Here is a 16,433-nt window from a genome sequence, read left to right as displayed (position 1 = left end):
CTCGTATGCCGGCTATGAAGGCGAAGTAATGCGTGGCGCCTTCGCCGGGGTACCGCTTGGCCAACTCGAAGCGGCCCGCGCTTTCGGCATGAGCCGTTGGAAAATCTTCAGGCGCATATGGCTCCCGCAGGCGATCAGCCGGGCACTGCCGACGCTGGCGGGTGAAACTGTTCTCCAGCTGAAAGCGACACCGCTGGTGGCAACGATAACTATGGTCGACATCTATGCCGTAGCTTCGCGGGTGCGCCAGGATCTATTCATCACCTACGAACCCTTGCTGCTTCTGGCGTTGGTCTATATGTCCATCACCGGTATCCTGGTGTTCGGTTTCCGCAGGCTCGAGGCGCGGATCCCGAGCAAGCTAGGCTAAAGCTGTTAAAGTCGCGAATTCAGGGCAGCTGCCATGCAACTCAGTCTCGACCAGGCGACAGGGCTGTGCCGGATGGCCGCACTTGGCGCCGGCGCCAACGAAGAGGCGGCGCAGTCGCTGGCTGCCTCGATCGTCGCGGCCGAGGCTGAAGGACTGTCGACAGTCGGACTGTCGCACTTCATCGATTATCTCGAAGCACTGGAAGCCGGCCGTATTGACGGCAACGCCGATCCGGTGATCACCAGGCCGGCGCTCGCGGTCTATCTTTCCGATGCGCGCGGCGGCTTAGCGCATACCGGTTTCGACCGCACGATCGATGACCTCGCCAAGGCGGCGCGGCTGTTCGGCGTCGCCATCTTTTCGCAGAAGAATGCTTATACCTGCGGCGCGCTCGGCTATTTCACCGGACGGCTGGCCGCGCAGGGATTGGTGTCGTTCGCCGCCACCAACGGCCCGGCCGTGCTTGCCGGCTCGGGCTCGGTCAAGCCGGTCTACTGCACCAACCCGATGTCCTTTGCCGCACCCACCACGGACGGGGCGCCGCTGGTCATCGACCAGTCGTCGAGCGCCACTGCCTTCGTCAACATCCGCAAGGCGGCCGAGGACGGCAAGAAGATCCCCGAAGGCTGGGCACTGGACGCCAGCGGCAATCCAACCACGGACCCGGCAGCCGCCATGAAAGGCGCCATGCTTGCCTTCGGCGGCCAGCGCGGCGCCAACATCGCGCTGATGGTCGAGGTGCTGGCTGCGGGCCTGTCGGGCGCCAACTGGTCGCTCGATGCGCCATGGTTCAGCGGCGGGCCGGACAGTCCGGGGACCGGCCTGTTCGTGCTCGCCGTCGAGCCCAAGCTGCTCGATCCGAACTTCGAGAAACGGATGAAGGACCAACTCGACAGGTTGCGGCGGCGCTATGGCGTGCATGTGCCGGGGCGTGCCCGGGCAGAAGCGGCAGAGAAGGCGGCGGCGCGCGGCATAAGCGCGCCGAAAGCCGTGGTGCAACGCATTTCCGAATTCGCCGCGCGCTATTCGTCCTAAAGAAATTCGTTTGTACGATGAGCGGCAGAGGCCGGCCGATCCGGGAGCGCGAGCCTACTTCCCGCAATGATGATCGTTGATGACGTTCACCGCATTCGCGTCCGGTCCTACCCTGTTGTAGGAGCAGGGTTCGGCGGCCGTCGTGAACAGGGGGTTGTCATAGTAGCGCGGGCCACCGAACAGAATGTCGATGATGTCGCCGTTGGCGGGAACGTAGCGTTCGGGTTGCGCTTGGTGATGCCGGTTTGCCGCGAATGCCGGGGCACCAATGCTGCAGCCTGTTACGAAAGCCAGAGCGAAGATCGCAACGCGTTTTGTCGTCATCGGCAATATCCTCCATTCGGAATCAAACCATACATCTAAAATCGCCTAGCGAACAAAGGTTCCTGTTCCTAATGGAGTTGCCGTAAAGCCGGGCCTCGACGGCGTTTTCTGCCATTTCGAACGGATCCGGAAAATCATGCTTCAACAGTGCCGGGCGACCTATGGTCGCCCTTTGCCTTTGGCGCGAAACCGACTATGAAACGGCTTCAATCAAGCCATCTGGATAGCCCGCCGGAGCCAGCCATGACCGAAATCCTTCAGACCCCAAAGCTCGTCGTCGTTTTCGGCGGCTCCGGCTTTGTCGGTCGTCATGTCGTGCGGGCGCTGGCCAAGCGCGGCTACCGCATCCGGGTTGCCTGCCGCCGGCCCGATCTCGCCGGTCATTTGCAACCGCTTGGCAATGTCGGGCAGATCCAGCCGGTGCAGGCCAATGTCCGGGTGCGCTGGTCGGTCGACCGCGCCGTGCAAGGCGCCGACCATGTCGTCAATCTGGTGGCGATCGCACATGAGGCCGGCCGGCAGAAATTTACTGCCGTCCACGAGTTCGGCGCGCGCGCTATTGCCGAAGCGGCGCGCGCCGTCGGCGCCGGCCTCACCCACATATCGGCTCTGGGAGCGGACCTCCACGCGCAATCGGACTACGCGCGTACCAAGGCGCTCGGCGAAAAGGCCGTTCTTGAGACGGTCCAAGACGCCGTGATCTTGCGGCCATCGATCAATTTCGGGCCGGAGGACGGTTTCTTCAACCGCTTTGCCAACATGGCCCGCTTTTCCCCAGTGCTGCCGCTGATCGGCGGCGGGCAGACGAAATTCCAGCCGGTCTATGTCGGCGACGTCGCCGAGGCGGTGGCGCACTCGGTCGACGGCAAGGTCCAAGGCGGCCGGATCTATGAACTCGGCGGGCCGCAGGTGCTTACCTTCAGGGAGTGCATGCAAGAGCTGCTTGTCATCATCGAACGCAAGCGTTTTTTGCTGCCCGTGCCATGGTGGCTGGCGAACCTCCAGGCATCAATTCTCGGGCTGCTGCCCAATCCATTGTTGACCAAGGACCAGGTCCTGCTGTTGCGCCAGCACAATGTCGTGTCGGATGACGCCGTCAAGGACAACAGGACGCTTGCCGGCCTCGGTATCCAGCCGCGTTCGATCGGAACCATCCTGCCAAGCTATCTCTGGCGCTACCGCGCCGCCGGCCAGTTCCAGCGCAAGTCCGCCGTATAACACGAACGGACGTCCGGTTGCCTACGGCGCGCGCCTGGTGACCTGCATCGGCAGCCCGCCTTGCGGCTGCGTCGTCAGCTTCTGCACCGGCCAGGGTCGGGTTTGCGCGGTGGTATCGAAACGATAGCGCGAAAGCATGATCGCCAACGCGATGATTGCCTCCTGCACGGCGAAGCTGGCGCCGATGCAGACGCGAGGCCCGGCGCCGAACGGCAAATACTGGAAACGGTCGATCTTTTCGCGATTCCCCGGATGGAAGCGTTCCGGCATGAAAGCGTCCGGCCGGTCCCACAATTTCCGATGGCGGTGGACGACCCACGGCATCACCAGCACCGCGGCACGCCGCGGTATGTAGAGGCCGTTCCAGGTTTCGGGCTCGATCGGTTCGCGGTTGATCGACGGCGCCGGCGGATAGAGCCTGAGCGCCTCGTCGAAGGCGGCGCGTGTCAGCGGCATGGCGTCGAGCCATTTCGTCGGGTCGGGCTCACGCGCCAGCACCGCATCGATCTCGTGCTCGATCTTTTCGCGCTCCCACGGCGCTTCGGCAAGGCAGTAGAGCGTCCAGCCGAGGGCCCTGGCCGTAGTCTCGTGGCCAGCGCCGATGAAGGTGATGATGTTGTCCTCGACCTCGGACCGGGTTAGCCCGCCCGGTCCCTCCGCCCGCAACAGCAGCGTGAGAAAATCCTGCGGCACCGTGTCCGGAGCACGCCTCAACCGCGCCTCGCGCATCTGCACCGTGTCGGTGACGATCTTGCGGAAGTAGGCCATGGTCTTGCGGCCGCGGATGCGGGTCAGGCGCGGCAGCCAGTCGGGCGCACGCAAAAGGTCGAGCGGATCGACCCGGCCCATCGTCTCGAACAGGCGATCGATCTCCTTGGCGAAGCTGCCGGGCTCGCCCGATATCTCGCCCGAAAACAGTGTCTCGGCCAGGATGTCGAAGGTGAGCAGCGTCATGTTGTGCGCGATGTCGAACGTGCCGCCGCCCTCGTAGCGCGTGACGAACTCCCGCGTGCGCCTCAGCATCGGCTCGGCAAAACCGAAGATATGGCGCGGCGTGAACACCGGCGCCATCGCCTTGCGTGAACGCCTCCACACCTCGCCCTCGGCGGTCAGCAAGCCGTCGCGCAGGATCGGCCGCAGGATCAACTGGCGAACCGTCGCCATCTTGTAGTTCTTGGCGTTATCGACCAGCACGTGGCGAATGAGACCGGGGTCGTTGGCGATGACCAGCGGCCCGCCGATGCCGGTCACCGAAATCCAGGGCTCGTTGTAGGTCGGCTCGCCCCACAGTTCGAGCGGATTGCGGTAGACGATGCGGATCATCTCCAGCGTCGAGGGCGGCGCGGTGCGCGGCTTCGGCGCCGGCGGGACGAAGGGGACGGGCTGACTGTCCATGACTTGCTCCGCTGACACCTCAATGTAGTGGCGGGCAAGGCAGGCGTCCATGTGAGCGGACGACAAGGTGATGCATCCGCTCTCTGGAATGTGACCCGGGCACCGGAAAGTGCCTGCTTGCTGTGTCCGGCTGCGTGTCTTAGGTGGCAGCACCACAGATGTCAGAAACCGGCAGGAGCCCCGCCTTGAAGCACCAGTTGAACGTCATCATCGGCAGCACGCGGCCGGGCCGCGCTGGACCGATTTTCGCAAAGTGGCTGGAAAGCTTTGCGCGCGAACACGGCAAATTCGAGCCATTGCTCACCGATATCGCCGCCTTCAACCTGCCGGTGCTGGACGAGCCGCACCATCCGAGACTCGGCAAATACGAAAACAGCCACACGAAAGCCTGGTCGAAAGCAATCGACGCCGCCGACGCATTCGTCTTCGTAGCGCCGGAATACAATTATTTCGCCGCCCCCGCGATCATCAACGCGGTCGACTACCTGCTCAGGGAATGGCGATACAAGCCGGCCGCCATCCTCAGCTACGGCGGTGTCTCCGGCGGCTTGCGTGCGGCGCAGGCGGTCAAACCGTTGCTGACCTCCGTCGGCGTCATGCCGATCCCGGAGGGCGTGGCGCTGCCGATGTACCAGAAGCTGCTCGACGAGACCGGCGCCTTCCTGCCCAGCGAGCAGGTGCTCGGCGGGGCCAGGACCATGCTGGACGAGCTGTTCCGCTGGAGCGAAGCGCTGAAGCCGATGCGGATCGGCTGACAACGCGAACGGCCGAGCTTGCCGATGCCATAACTTGCTCATGCCATAAAGAGATGGAATGCTCCGGCAAACGACCGGGCCGGGGCGGTTCGATTTGCGTCTTCTGTTTGCCTTACTGCTGATCCTCTCGACGGCCTCCGCTGCCGTGGCGGAGCGGCGCGTTGCGCTGGTCATCGCCGAGAACGACTACCGGCTGATCCGGCCGCTCGCCAATCCCGTCAACGACGGCGAGGTGATGGAAACGGTGCTGAGGAAGCTCGGCTTTGAGGTCTTCCTCGAAACCAACCGCGACCTGCGGCGCATGCGCCGGGCGCTCGACGATTTCCGCGAGGATGCCAAAGGCGCCGACGTGGTACTGGTGTTCTTTTCCGGCCACGGGGTCGAGATCGCCGGCGAGAATCGGCTCCTGCCGGTCGATGCAGACGCGTCGTCGCTCGACGCACTGGAAAAGACCAGCCTGCCGCTGGAGGAGATCCGCACGACCGTCGCCGCCACCAGCAAGGTCGGACTGATCGTGCTCGATGCCTGCCGCAGCGATCCGTTTGCGGCTACGGGCGGCGAAGGCCGCGGCGCAACGGCGCTTGCAAAAGAGGTCGGCGTCAAGGTCCGGCCGGGTCTTGGCCGCGTCGGGCGGGCAGAAAACATTCTGTTTGCCTTCTCGGCGGCGCCCGGCGAGACCGCCGCGGATGGGACCGGCCAGAATTCGCCGTTCACTGCGGCGTTGACGAAATATCTCGGCACCGATGGACTCGAGATCCGCTCCGTGCTGACGCTCGTGCAGCAGGAGGTCTACGACCTCTCGCGCGGCAAGCAATTGCCCTATGTCGAGAGCGGCCTGCCGCAGCTGTTCTTTGCCACGACAGCCAAGGAGAAACTGCCCGAGCGCGAACGCTTGTTGCTCGCTATGGCTGAGGTGACGCCTCAGATGCGCGGCGAGGTGGAGAAGATCGCCAGCGACGCCGACATGCCGCTGGCACCGCTCTATGGCGCGTTGATCAGTTCCGATTCCGGCCACCTCTCCGCCGACAGTCTGAACGCCAGGCTGCGTGAGGCAGCCGACGCCTTCGTCAAGGTGCGGAGCGAAATGCAGACGCTTGGATCCGACGATCTGCGGGTGGCAGCGTTGCGCCGGCAGGCCGAAGAGCAGCTTTCGCTGGGAGCGTTCGATGCGGCGCGTAAAAAGCTCGCCGAGGCAGCCGAGATCGATAATGTCTCTCGGAACGCTTTGAAGGCCAATTTCGTCAGCCGCACGCTCTCCGAGGCCGCAACGCGCTATCTGTCCGGCGGGGCGGCGCGCGCCGACCTCGACTACGCCACAGCCATCAGGGACTACGAGTCCGTGCTCGCGCTTTATGGCGAAGCCGGACAGGTGGTGCTGTCGCTCGACGATGCCGACCGCTTGATCCGCACGCTGGACGAACTCGGCAAGCTCTATACCACGGTCGGCAATATCGAGGCGGCCGGCCGCGCCTTCGAGGCGCTGCAAGCCGATCTCGAACGGCGGTTGCATCATGAAACCGATCCCAACGTGAAGCGCGACTTCGCCGTCAGCCACGTCAAGCTCGGCAATGTGCGGATGGCGCAAGGCAATCTGCCGACAGCGCTGCAGAATTATGAGACCGCCAAGACCATTCTGCAGGGCCTGACCGAGGCAGAACCGGACAATCTGGAGTGGTTCGGCGACCTCGCCATGGCCAATGACAAGATCGGCAACGTATTGGCGACGCAAGGCGATCTGGCCGGCGCCGCAGAGGTCTACCAGGAAAGTCTGTCGATCAAGAAACAGCTCGCCGCCGGAGAGCCCGACCGTGCCGAACTGCAGCGCGACCTGACCATCACCTACGATGAGATCGGTCACCTTGCCCATGTCGCAGGCCAACTGGACAACGCACAGGCGGCCTATGAAGAGAGCCTGAAGGTGCGGCTGGCGCTGGCGGCGGACAAACCGGGAGACGCCGACCGGCAGCGTGACGTCTCGGTCAGCCACGATACGATAGGCGACCTGCTGCGCGAACGCGGCGACGCCGCCGGGGCGCTGGCGGCTTACAGGGAAGGCCTCGCGATCGTCAAGCACCTGGCGAAACGCGATCCGGGCGACACCGAGCTGAAACGCGACCTGTCGGTCGGCAACGCCAAGATCGGCAATGCGCTGAGCGACCAGCAGAATTGGCCGGCGGCACTTTCGGCTTATCGTGAGGCACTTTCGCAGGCCAGCGCGCTCGCCGTCGGCGACCCGAACAACACCGAATGGCAGCGCGACCTATCCGTCTGCCTCGAGAAAGTCGCCGGCGTCCTGGCGATACAGCGCGACCACAAAGGCGCGCTGAAAGCCTATCTGGACAGCTACGCGATTGCACAGCGGCTGGCCAAGCTCGATCCCGCCAATTCCGACTGGCAGCGGGACTTGTCGATAACGCTGTCCGAAGTCGCCACCCTGCGCCTAAAGCAGCGCGACGTCAGCGGAGCCCGGCAAGCCTTTCAGGACAGCCTGGCCATTCGCGAGAAACTTGCCCGGTCCGATCCGAACAACGCCACCTGGCAGCGCGACCTGGTGGTCGCCTATATCGACTACGCGCAAGTCGCTAAGAATCCGAAAGCCGTGCTTTCCAAGGCGCTCGACATGACGCTCGAGCTCGACCGAAGCGGGCGGTTGGCGCCGCGATACAAATTCATGATCAAGTTCCTGCGTCAGCGGCTGGCCAGGATCGAAGCCAAGCGCCAGTAGCCGGCCGACGCGACCGTCATTCCGTCCGGAAATGCCTGCAAACCTTGGAAAAACCGCCTTTTGCGCCTATATCTACGACATTAGAAATGCGCGATTCGAAGCCGATTTTTCGCGCTCTGCACACGGCATCAATCAGACAGGTTTTCATGAGCGAACAGACCGACATCGCCAACGGCGTTGAAGCCGAGTACGGCGCCGATTCCATCAAGGTTTTGAAGGGCTTGGATGCCGTTCGCAAGCGGCCGGGCATGTATATCGGCGATACCGACGATGGCTCGGGCCTACACCACATGGTCTATGAAGTCGTCGACAACGCCATCGACGAAGCCCTGGCCGGCCATGCCGACCTGGTGACGGTGACGCTCAATCCGGACGGATCGGTGACGGTCATCGACAATGGCCGCGGCATTCCGACCGATATCCACACCGGCGAAGGCATTTCGGCGGCCGAAGTGATCATGACGCAGCTGCATGCAGGCGGCAAGTTCGACCAGAACTCCTACAAGGTGTCGGGCGGCCTGCACGGCGTCGGCGTGTCGGTCGTCAACGCGCTGTCGGCCTGGCTGAAACTGAAGATCCGCCGCAACGGCCAGATCTACGAGATGAGCTTCACGCATGGCAATGCCGACGCGCCGCTGCGCGTCACCGGCAGTTATGAACAAGACAAGGTCCCCGGCACCTATGAAGGCCGCAGCGGCAGCGAAATCACGTTTTTGCCGTCGTCCGAAACCTTCACCATGGTCGAATTCGACTACGGTACGCTGGAGCATCGGCTGCGCGAACTCGCCTTCCTGAACTCCGGCGTGCGCATCGTTTTGACCGATGCCCGCCATGCCGACATCGTGCGCCATGAATTGCACTACGATGGCGGCCTCGAAGAGTTCGTCCGATATCTCGACCGGACGAAAAAGCCGTTGCTCGACAAGCCGATATCGATCCGCGCCGAGCGCGACGGCATCACGGTCGAAGTCGCCATGTGGTGGAACGACAGCTACCACGAGAACGTGCTGGCCTTCACCAATAACATCCCGCAACGCGACGGCGGCACGCATCTGGCAGGCTTTCGCGGTGCGCTGACACGCCAGATAACCGGCTATGGCGACTCTTCGGGCCTGACCAAGAAGGAAAAGGTGGCGCTGATCGGCGACGATTGCCGTGAAGGGCTGACGGCGGTGCTGTCAGTCAAGGTTCCCGACCCGAAATTCTCCTCGCAGACCAAGGACAAGCTGGTGTCGTCCGAGGTCCGTCCGGTGGTCGAAGGGCTGGTCAACGAAGCGCTCGGCACCTGGCTGGAGGAGCACCCGACCGAGGGCAAGGCGGTCATCGAGAAGGTCATCCAGGCCGCGGCCGCGCGTGAAGCCGCGCGCAAGGCACGCGACATTACCCGCAAGAGTTCGCTCGGCGTCACCTCGCTGCCCGGCAAGCTGGCCGATTGCCAGGAGCGCGATCCGGCAAAATCGGAGATCTTCATCGTCGAGGGCGACAGCGCCGGCGGCTCGGCCAAGGGCGGCCGTTCGCGCCAGAACCAGGCCATTCTTCCGCTGCGCGGCAAGATCCTCAATGTCGAGCGCGCCCGCTTCGACCGTATGCTCGGCTCCGACATGATCGGCACGCTGATCACTGCGCTCGGCACCTCGATCGGCAAGGACGAGTTCAATGCCGACAAGCTGCGATACCACAAGATCATCCTGATGACCGACGCCGATGTCGACGGCGCCCACATCCGCACCTTGCTGCTGACCTTCTTCTTTCGCCAGATGCCGGAACTGATCGAACGCGGTCATCTCTACATCGCGCAGCCGCCGCTCTATAAGGTGACGCGCGGGAAGAGCTCGCAATACATCAAGGACGAAGCCGCCTTCGAGGAATTCCTGATCGGCTCCGGGCTGGAAGAAGCGTCGCTTGCGCTCAGCACGGGCGAGGTGCGGGCCGGGCAGGACCTGCGCAGTGCCATCGACGACGCCTTGGCTGTCCGCCAGCTCATCAACGGATTGCACACCCGCTATAACAGAGGCGTGGTCGAGCAGGCAGCGATTGCCGGCGCGCTCAACCCGGAGATCTTCACCGACCTCGGCCGCGCCAATGAGACGGCCGAGCGTGTTGCCCGCCGTCTCGACATTATCGCCGAGGACACCGAGCGCGGCTGGATCGGCCGCATGTCGACCTCGAACGAGGGCATTGGCGGCTATGTCTTCGAGCGAACGGTGCGCAGCGTCAAGGAGTTCGCACATCTCGACCTGGCGCTGATCAATTCCGCCGACGCACGCCAGCTCGACCGCTATGCGCCGCGTCTGGCGGAAATCTATGGCGAGCCGCCGGTGCTGCGCCGCAAGGATGTCTCGGAAACCATTTCGGGGCCGCTGGCACTGCTCAATGCCGTGTTTGCCACCGGCCGCAAGGGCCTCACCATGCAGCGCTACAAGGGCCTTGGCGAAATGAACGCCGAGCAGCTCTGGGAAACGACGCTTGACCCGAATGTGCGCTCGCTCTTGCAGGTCAAGGTCAATGACGCAACGGATGCGGACAGCTTGTTTTCGCGGCTGATGGGCGACGAGGTCGAGCCCAGGCGCGAATTCATCCAGGAAAACGCGCTGTCGGTCGCCAATCTGGACATCTGAGCCACGATCTCAGATACCCAGCCAGCAGGCATGAAGTGCATTGGTGCGCCTTGGCGCACCGATGCCGACTGTTGCAAGCAACAGAGATCAGCAGGACCGCCGGAACGGAAAGGCTTTCAAGGCATTGTAGTTGATCACAATCGCCGCAGGAGGCATCCATGGGACGTGGCATTTTGCTCTGGCTTCTCGGAGTCCCGATTCCGATCATTATTCTGATCATGCTGTTTGCAAGGTAGGGGGCTTCGATGCCGTCCACCCTAACGACTGCCGACGTTTCCGCACCGACGGAATCCGCTTCCCCCGCTGTCAGCTGGGGGCCAATCGTCGCCGGCGCCTTTGCTGCGTCGACGCTTACCTTCATCTTGATGCTGCTCGGCTCCGGGCTTGGGCTGAGCATGGTGTCGCCATGGTCCGGCTCGGGTGCGTCAGTCACCACTTTCGCAGTTTCCACTGCCGTCTGGCTGATCGTCGTGCAGTGGTTGTCGTCGGCGCTGGGCGGCTACCTCGCCGGACGCCTGCGCACCAAATGGGTCGGCATCCACACCGATGAAGTCTTCTTCCGCGATACCGCTCACGGTTTCCTGGCCTGGGCGCTGGCGACGTTGCTCGTCGCCGGCGTGCTCGGCACGGCGCTTTCGGCCGCAATAGGCAGCGGTGTCCAGGCTGCTTCGACTGTGGCATCGGGCGCGGCAATGGGCGCTTCGGCAGGTGCTGCCGCAAACGCTGGTGGCGCCTCGACTAACGACGCCACGTCGTATTTCGTCGATACGCTGTTTCGCCCGGCCGATCCGGCAAGGCTCGCTGCCGCCAATCCGGAGAGCGACGCCGCGGCATCGGCGCAGGCATCGCGCATTCTGATCGCGAGTGCCGCAGCAGGCGAAATATCGGCCGACGACAAGACCTATCTGTCGCGGCTGGTGGCCGCCCGCACAGGCCTGTCCGAAGCGGATGCCACCGCTCGCGTCGATGCAGTAATCGCCAGAGCGCAGGAGGCCAAGGTCAAGGCGCAGCAGGCGGCCGACACCGCCAGAAAGGCAGGCGCCACCTTCTCGCTGATTGGCGCGCTGTCGCTGGTCATCGGCGCCTTCATTGCCAGTGCGGCCGCAGCACTTGGCGGCAGGCAGCGCGACGACGAGGAAGCAATTTTCCTGACCAATCGTTGATCGGTGACTAGGCGAACTCGGTCCGCTTCGGGAAGATTACGCCCGAAGCGGACCCTTGCCTTGAAGTGCCGCCGCGGCATTGTCGTGCTCACCGCCTACAGCTCAGCTTCCAGTTTGCGGCCGAGATCGACCGCATCGCGCAGCACGGCAAGGTGCGAGCGCGGCCGTGCGCCGACCGGCGCATTGACTTCGACGCCGCTCGCCGTCAGCGACCAATAGAGCCTGTGCGTGAAGACGCGGCCAAGCGAGCCGCGCAGCTCGACCTGGATGTTTTCCACGCCGGGACCGAAGTTTTCCGTCATCCGCCCTGAGATCGGGTCGCCGGTCAGCCAGCCATTGCCCCTGTCGAAAATATTGGTCCAGCGCGTTGCGGCAAACACCGCGCCATGATGCACCGCCCGCTGCGGCTTGCCGGAATGGCTGCGCCCTTCCTGGTAGAGCATGGTCCCGCCCGCCGCCCTGTCGGCGATCGGCGGGCATGCCGAAAACAGGCGCTCGGCGATGCCGCGCCTGAATTCGGCGAGGTTGTAGGTCACCAGGAACTCGCTGTGGGTCAGCGGACTGCCGAGCGTGACGAAATCGCTGATCTTCCACGGCAGCGGATGATCGGCGTCGCCGACGCGAAGCTGCCGGTAGAGCTCCCATTGGTGGCGCCGGAATGCGGGGAGATCATTGAGGCTGTCGGGCCAGGCGGAGGCATCGGCGGCCAGCGTCGCCTTGTCGACGGCGTGGATCGCCTTCAGCCGCGCTTTGTCGCGAATGGCTTCCAGCTTTCTAGGCCTGAAATCAGCCCACAAGATCTGCAACAGATCATAGGCGATGATCGACCCGAGGCTGTGCGAGACCAGCACGATGCGATCATAGGCATCGTCCATCATGAGACGCTTCAGCAGCTTGAGGCCACGCTCGCGGACCAGCGCCCGTTTCTCGACCGTTGCCGCTTCGGCCCGCACATAGGCGGCGACGTCGCCGAAATAAGGCAAGCCAAACTGGTCCACCGACCAGATGACGAACGACGCCAGAACCGTGACAAGCACACCGGTCGTCCAGGAGATGTAGCCTTGCCAGGTCGACGTTGCGAGCGCCAGCGCCGCGCCGAGGACGACGATGGTGGCCAAAAGCGTGACGACGTAGAGTTTGCGCACATCGCGCGGAATATCGACGGGCTTGCGCCAGAGCAGGGTCGTCACCCAGGCAGCAAGGCGGCTTCGGGTCGTGCCCTGGGTGATGTCGGCCCAGTAAAGCTCGTAGAAATCGGTGCGGCGGCCATCGACATCATAGGGCGTGGTGATCCGGCGGAGTTCGTGCGAATTGGTCCGGCTGTCGGGCGTGATCCAGCTCTGGTTGATCTTCGCACCCATCGGGTCGGCCGGATCGGCGACATGGGCATAGAACGGTGCACGGGCCGGATCGTGGCTCCATACGGCCTGGACAAACTCCCTCAACGTGTCCATGGGCCGCTGCTCGCCCATGCCGTGCACGACCACTACCGCCTGGCTGCGCTTGCGTGGCGCCTTCTCTGCTGCGGTCAGATCGGCGGCCGGCGATGCAGCAGAACCAGGGTCGGGCACCAGCACCTCCACGATGACGCCGTTTGCAAGACGACGGGTCGGCATCGTAGCTTCAGAACCGGTAACAGCCAAGAAAAAGCCCGGCGCGGAGCCGAGCTGTATTCGACGATCGGCAGTGAATTGGCAACGAGGCCTTTTCAGTGATCCATGGCCTTGACGATCTCCTCGGTCATCTTCTTGGCGTCGCCGAGCAGCATCATGGTGCCGTCCTTGTAGAACAGCGTGTTGTCGATGCCGGCATAGCCGGAGCCAAGCGAGCGCTTGACGAACAGGCAAGTGCGCGCCTTGTCGACGTCGAGGATCGGCATGCCGTAGATCGGTGAGGACTTGTCGTCACGAGCCGAGGGATTGGTGACGTCGTTGGCGCCGATGACATAGGCGACGTCGGCCTGCGCGAACTCAGAGTTGATGTCCTCCAACTCGAACACTTCGTCATAAGGCACGTTGGCTTCGGCCAAGAGCACGTTCATGTGGCCGGGCATGCGGCCGGCGACGGGGTGGATGGCGTATTTGACGTCGACGCCGTTGGCCTTGAGCTTGTCGGCCATCTCGCGCAGCGCGTGCTGCGCCTGGGCGACGGCCATGCCGTAGCCCGGCACGATGATGACCTTTTGCGCATTCATCATCAGATAGGCGGCATCCTCGGCCGAGCCCTGCTTGACCGTGCGCTCGATGCCGTCGTTGGCAATGGCTGATGTCTCGCCGCCGAAGCCACCGAGGATGACCGAGATGAAGCTCCGGTTCATGCCTTTGCACATGATGTAGGACAGGATGGCGCCCGATGAACCGACCAGAGCGCCGGTGATGATCAGCGCCAGATTGCCGAGCGTGAAACCGAGTGCGGCGGCGGCCCAGCCGGAATAGGAATTCAGCATCGACACCACCACCGGCATATCGGCGCCGCCGATCGGGATGATGAGAAGGACGCCCAGCACCAGCGAGCCGGCAACGATCAGCCAGAACACCAGCTTGGACTCGGTGGTGACGAGCAGCACGATCAGCACGATCAGCGCAATGCCCAGGGCCGCGTTGATGAAGTGGCGGCCACCGATCATGATCGGCTTGCCCGACATGCGGCCGTCGAGCTTCAAGAAAGCGATGACCGAGCCGGTGAAAGTGATGGCGCCGATGGCAACGCCGAGGCTCATCTCGATCAGCGCCTGGGCATGAATATCGGCGACGGTGCCGATGCCGAAGCTTTCCGGTGCATAGATGGCGGCGGCCGCCACCATGACCGCAGCAAGACCGACCAGCGAGTGAAAGGCGGCGACCAGCTGCGGCATCGAGGTCATGGCGATGCGCCGTGCCGTGACCGCACCGACCGAGCCGCCGATCAGCAGCCCGAGCACGATCAGCGCGAAGCGGCCGGCGGAAGGGGTGGCCAGAGCCAGCGTCGTGGCGATGGCAATGCCCATACCGATCATGCCGTACATGTTGCCCTGGCGGCTGGTGGTCGGATGCGACAGGCCGCGCAATGCCAGGATGAACAGGATGCCGGAGACCAGATAGAGGAAGGAAGCGAAGTTGGCGTTCATAGCGGCCTACTTTTCCTTCTTCTTGTACATAGCCAGCATGCGCTGGGTGACGAGGAAGCCGCCGAAGATGTTGACCGATACCAGCATCAGCGCAACGAAGCCGAAGCCGGTGGCGATGCCCGAGGCCGAGATGCCGACGGCCAGCAACGCGCCGACTACGATGACGGAGGAAATGGCGTTGGTGACGGCCATCAATGGCGTGTGCAGCGCCGGCGTCACCGACCAGACGACGTAGTAGCCGACGAAGATCGCCAGCACGAAGATGGCGAAGCGGAAGACGAAGGGATCGATGGCACCGCCGGACAGCGCGTGAGCGGCGTCACCCGCCGCTTCGGTGCCGGGCGCGGCGGCTAGGTTCTGAACCGCGAGCCGCACGGCAGCTGTCGCCTGGTCGAGCTGGTCGAGGGCTTTCTGCAGAGTCTGATCCATCACGCGATCCCTCCGGTGGTCTTGGGCTTCCTCGAAGCGGCTGGTCTCTTCGCAGCCGGCTTCGCCGAAGCCTCGGCAACCATCGTCCTCGCCGGAATGGCCGGTGGTTCGACATGTTGGCCCTTTGGTGGCTCCTGTTCAGCCCTGACGAACGCGGGATGCACGACCTTGCCGGCATCGGTCAGCATGGTTGCCTTGACCAGCTCGTCGTCGCGGTTGATGGCAAGCGTCTTCGTCGCCTTATCGACCAGCGTCTCAAGGAAGGCATAGAGGTTCCTGGCATAGAGAAGCGAGGCCGAGGCGGCGACGCGACCGGGAACGTTGAGATGGCCGACGATCTTTACCCCGTTGGCGGTGGTCACCACCTTCCCGGGCACGGCGCCCTCGACATTGCCGCCGCGCTCGACCGCGAGGTCGACGATCACGGAGCCGGGTTTCATCGACGCGACCATCGCCGCCGAAACCAGCTTCGGCGCTGGCCGGCCGGGGATCAGCGCCGTGGTGATGACGATGTCCTGCTTGGCGATGTGCTCGGCGGTCAGCGCCGCCTGCTTGGCCTGGTACTCCTTCGACATTTCCTTGGCGTAGCCGCCAGCCGTCTCGGCCGCCTTGAACTCCTCGTCCTCGACGGCCAGGAATTTTGCGCCGAGCGAGGCGACCTGCTCCTTGGCGGCCGGGCGCACGTCGGTGGCGGTGACCACGGCGCCGAGGCGGCGCGCGGTGGCGATGGCCTGCAGACCGGCGACGCCGACGCCCATGACGAACGCCTTCGCAGCCGGCACCGTGCCAGCCGCCGTCATCATCATCGGCAACGCCCGGTCATATTCGGCAGCCGCATCGATCACCGCCTGGTAGCCGGCGAGGTTGGCCTGGCTGGATAGAACGTCCATCGATTGCGCCCGGGTGATGCGCGGCATGAACTCCATGGAGAAGGCAGTAACACCGGCCCTGGCAAGGGCTGCGACGGCAGCATCGTTGCCATAGGGATCCATGATGGCGATGACGGCGGCGCCGGACTTGTAGCCCTTCAGCTCGACGTCCATGGGGCGGCGCACCTTTAGCACCACGTCGGCCTTGGCAGCATCGCCGGCTTTGCCGATCGCGGCGCCCGCCTTGGCAAACTCCTCGTCGGGAATGCGCGACGCCGTGCCGGCGCCGGTTTCCACGGTTACGTCGAAACCCAGCGCTGCCAGCCGCTTCACCGTATCGGGCGAGGCCGCGACGCGAGGCTCGTTTGCGTCGAGCTCACGAGGGATGAAAACCGTCTGTCCCACCGCACGATCCTTTCGGCCGGA

Annotated in this window: 13 protein-coding genes; 7 read left to right on the top strand and 6 right to left on the bottom strand. The window is 63.9% G+C overall.

Features of this window, described 5'->3' with window-relative positions:
- A partial coding sequence (locus NKH78_RS07655; protein WP_352480102.1) for an ABC transporter permease subunit occupies nt 1-370 on the top strand: 370 nt, incomplete at its 5' end.
- A gap of 33 nt (nt 371-403) precedes the next feature.
- The gene (locus NKH78_RS07650; RefSeq protein WP_352686637.1) at nt 404-1,405 is read left to right on the top strand and encodes an Ldh family oxidoreductase; all 1,002 of its coding nucleotides are present in this window, start codon (nt 404-406) and stop codon (nt 1,403-1,405) included.
- A 54-nt stretch (nt 1,406-1,459) separates the two neighbouring features.
- Here the strand turns inward: NKH78_RS07650 and NKH78_RS07645 are convergent, their stop codons facing one another.
- Entirely contained in the window at nt 1,460-1,729 is a 270-nt protein-coding gene (locus tag NKH78_RS07645) for a hypothetical protein (protein WP_352505873.1), read from the bottom strand.
- Between the two features lie 243 nt (nt 1,730-1,972).
- On the opposite strand from NKH78_RS07645, the gene NKH78_RS07640 reads away from it, so the two are divergent.
- On the top strand, nt 1,973-2,947 hold the full coding sequence (locus NKH78_RS07640; protein WP_352700878.1) for a complex I NDUFA9 subunit family protein: 975 nt from the start codon (nt 1,973-1,975) through the stop codon (nt 2,945-2,947).
- A gap of 21 nt (nt 2,948-2,968) precedes the next feature.
- On the opposite strand, the gene NKH78_RS07635 is transcribed toward NKH78_RS07640, so the two are convergent.
- Nucleotides 2,969-4,342 (bottom strand): cytochrome P450, encoded by a 1,374-nt coding sequence (locus tag NKH78_RS07635; protein ID WP_352740507.1) that lies wholly within the window; start codon nt 4,340-4,342, stop codon nt 2,969-2,971.
- Nucleotides 4,343-4,527: 185 nt separating this feature from the next.
- On the opposite strand from NKH78_RS07635, the gene NKH78_RS07630 reads away from it, so the two are divergent.
- The 4 genes from NKH78_RS07630 to NKH78_RS07615 all read left to right on the top strand — a co-directional run bounded on the left by NKH78_RS07630 (nt 4,528) and on the right by NKH78_RS07615 (nt 11,603).
- A complete protein-coding gene (locus NKH78_RS07630; RefSeq protein WP_352740505.1) occupies nt 4,528-5,097 on the top strand; it encodes an NADPH-dependent FMN reductase in 570 nt (189 codons plus the stop codon).
- Nucleotides 5,098-5,155: 58 nt separating this feature from the next.
- Entirely contained in the window at nt 5,156-7,822 is a 2,667-nt protein-coding gene (locus tag NKH78_RS07625) for a caspase family protein (RefSeq protein ID WP_352740503.1), read from the top strand.
- 146 nt (nt 7,823-7,968) lie between these two features.
- Nucleotides 7,969-10,440 (top strand): DNA topoisomerase (ATP-hydrolyzing) subunit B, encoded by a 2,472-nt coding sequence (gyrB, locus tag NKH78_RS07620; protein WP_352740501.1) that lies wholly within the window; start codon nt 7,969-7,971, stop codon nt 10,438-10,440.
- 245 nt (nt 10,441-10,685) lie between these two features.
- Nucleotides 10,686-11,603 carry a hypothetical protein gene (locus NKH78_RS07615; protein WP_352480094.1) on the top strand — a complete coding sequence of 306 codons (918 nt, stop codon included), beginning with the start codon at nt 10,686-10,688 and terminating at the stop codon, nt 11,601-11,603.
- Between the two features lie 95 nt (nt 11,604-11,698).
- On the opposite strand, the gene NKH78_RS07610 is transcribed toward NKH78_RS07615, so the two are convergent.
- The 4 genes from NKH78_RS07610 to NKH78_RS07595 all read right to left on the bottom strand — a co-directional run bounded on the left by NKH78_RS07610 (nt 11,699) and on the right by NKH78_RS07595 (nt 16,412).
- Nucleotides 11,699-13,219, bottom strand: a complete 1,521-nt coding sequence (locus tag NKH78_RS07610; RefSeq protein WP_352505879.1) for a hypothetical protein — start codon at nt 13,217-13,219, stop codon at nt 11,699-11,701.
- A 92-nt stretch (nt 13,220-13,311) separates the two neighbouring features.
- Nucleotides 13,312-14,709: an NAD(P)(+) transhydrogenase (Re/Si-specific) subunit beta gene (locus NKH78_RS07605; RefSeq protein ID WP_352480092.1), complete on the bottom strand. Its 1,398-nt coding sequence runs from the start codon at nt 14,707-14,709 to the stop codon at nt 13,312-13,314.
- 6 nt (nt 14,710-14,715) lie between these two features.
- Entirely contained in the window at nt 14,716-15,138 is a 423-nt protein-coding gene (locus tag NKH78_RS07600) for an NAD(P) transhydrogenase subunit alpha part 2 (protein ID WP_302893582.1), read from the bottom strand.
- Complete coding sequence (locus NKH78_RS07595) at nt 15,138-16,412, bottom strand: Re/Si-specific NAD(P)(+) transhydrogenase subunit alpha (protein WP_352686627.1); 1,275 nt, start codon at nt 16,410-16,412, stop codon at nt 15,138-15,140. Before NKH78_RS07595 ends, NKH78_RS07600 begins: the two co-directional genes overlap by 1 nt.
- Between the last annotated feature and the right edge of the window lie 21 nt (nt 16,413-16,433).

It is taken from the genome of Mesorhizobium sp. M0910 (assembly GCF_040319465.1).
Taxonomy (GTDB): Bacteria; Pseudomonadota; Alphaproteobacteria; order Rhizobiales; family Rhizobiaceae; genus Mesorhizobium.
This window is presented reverse-complemented; position numbering and strand designations above follow the sequence as displayed.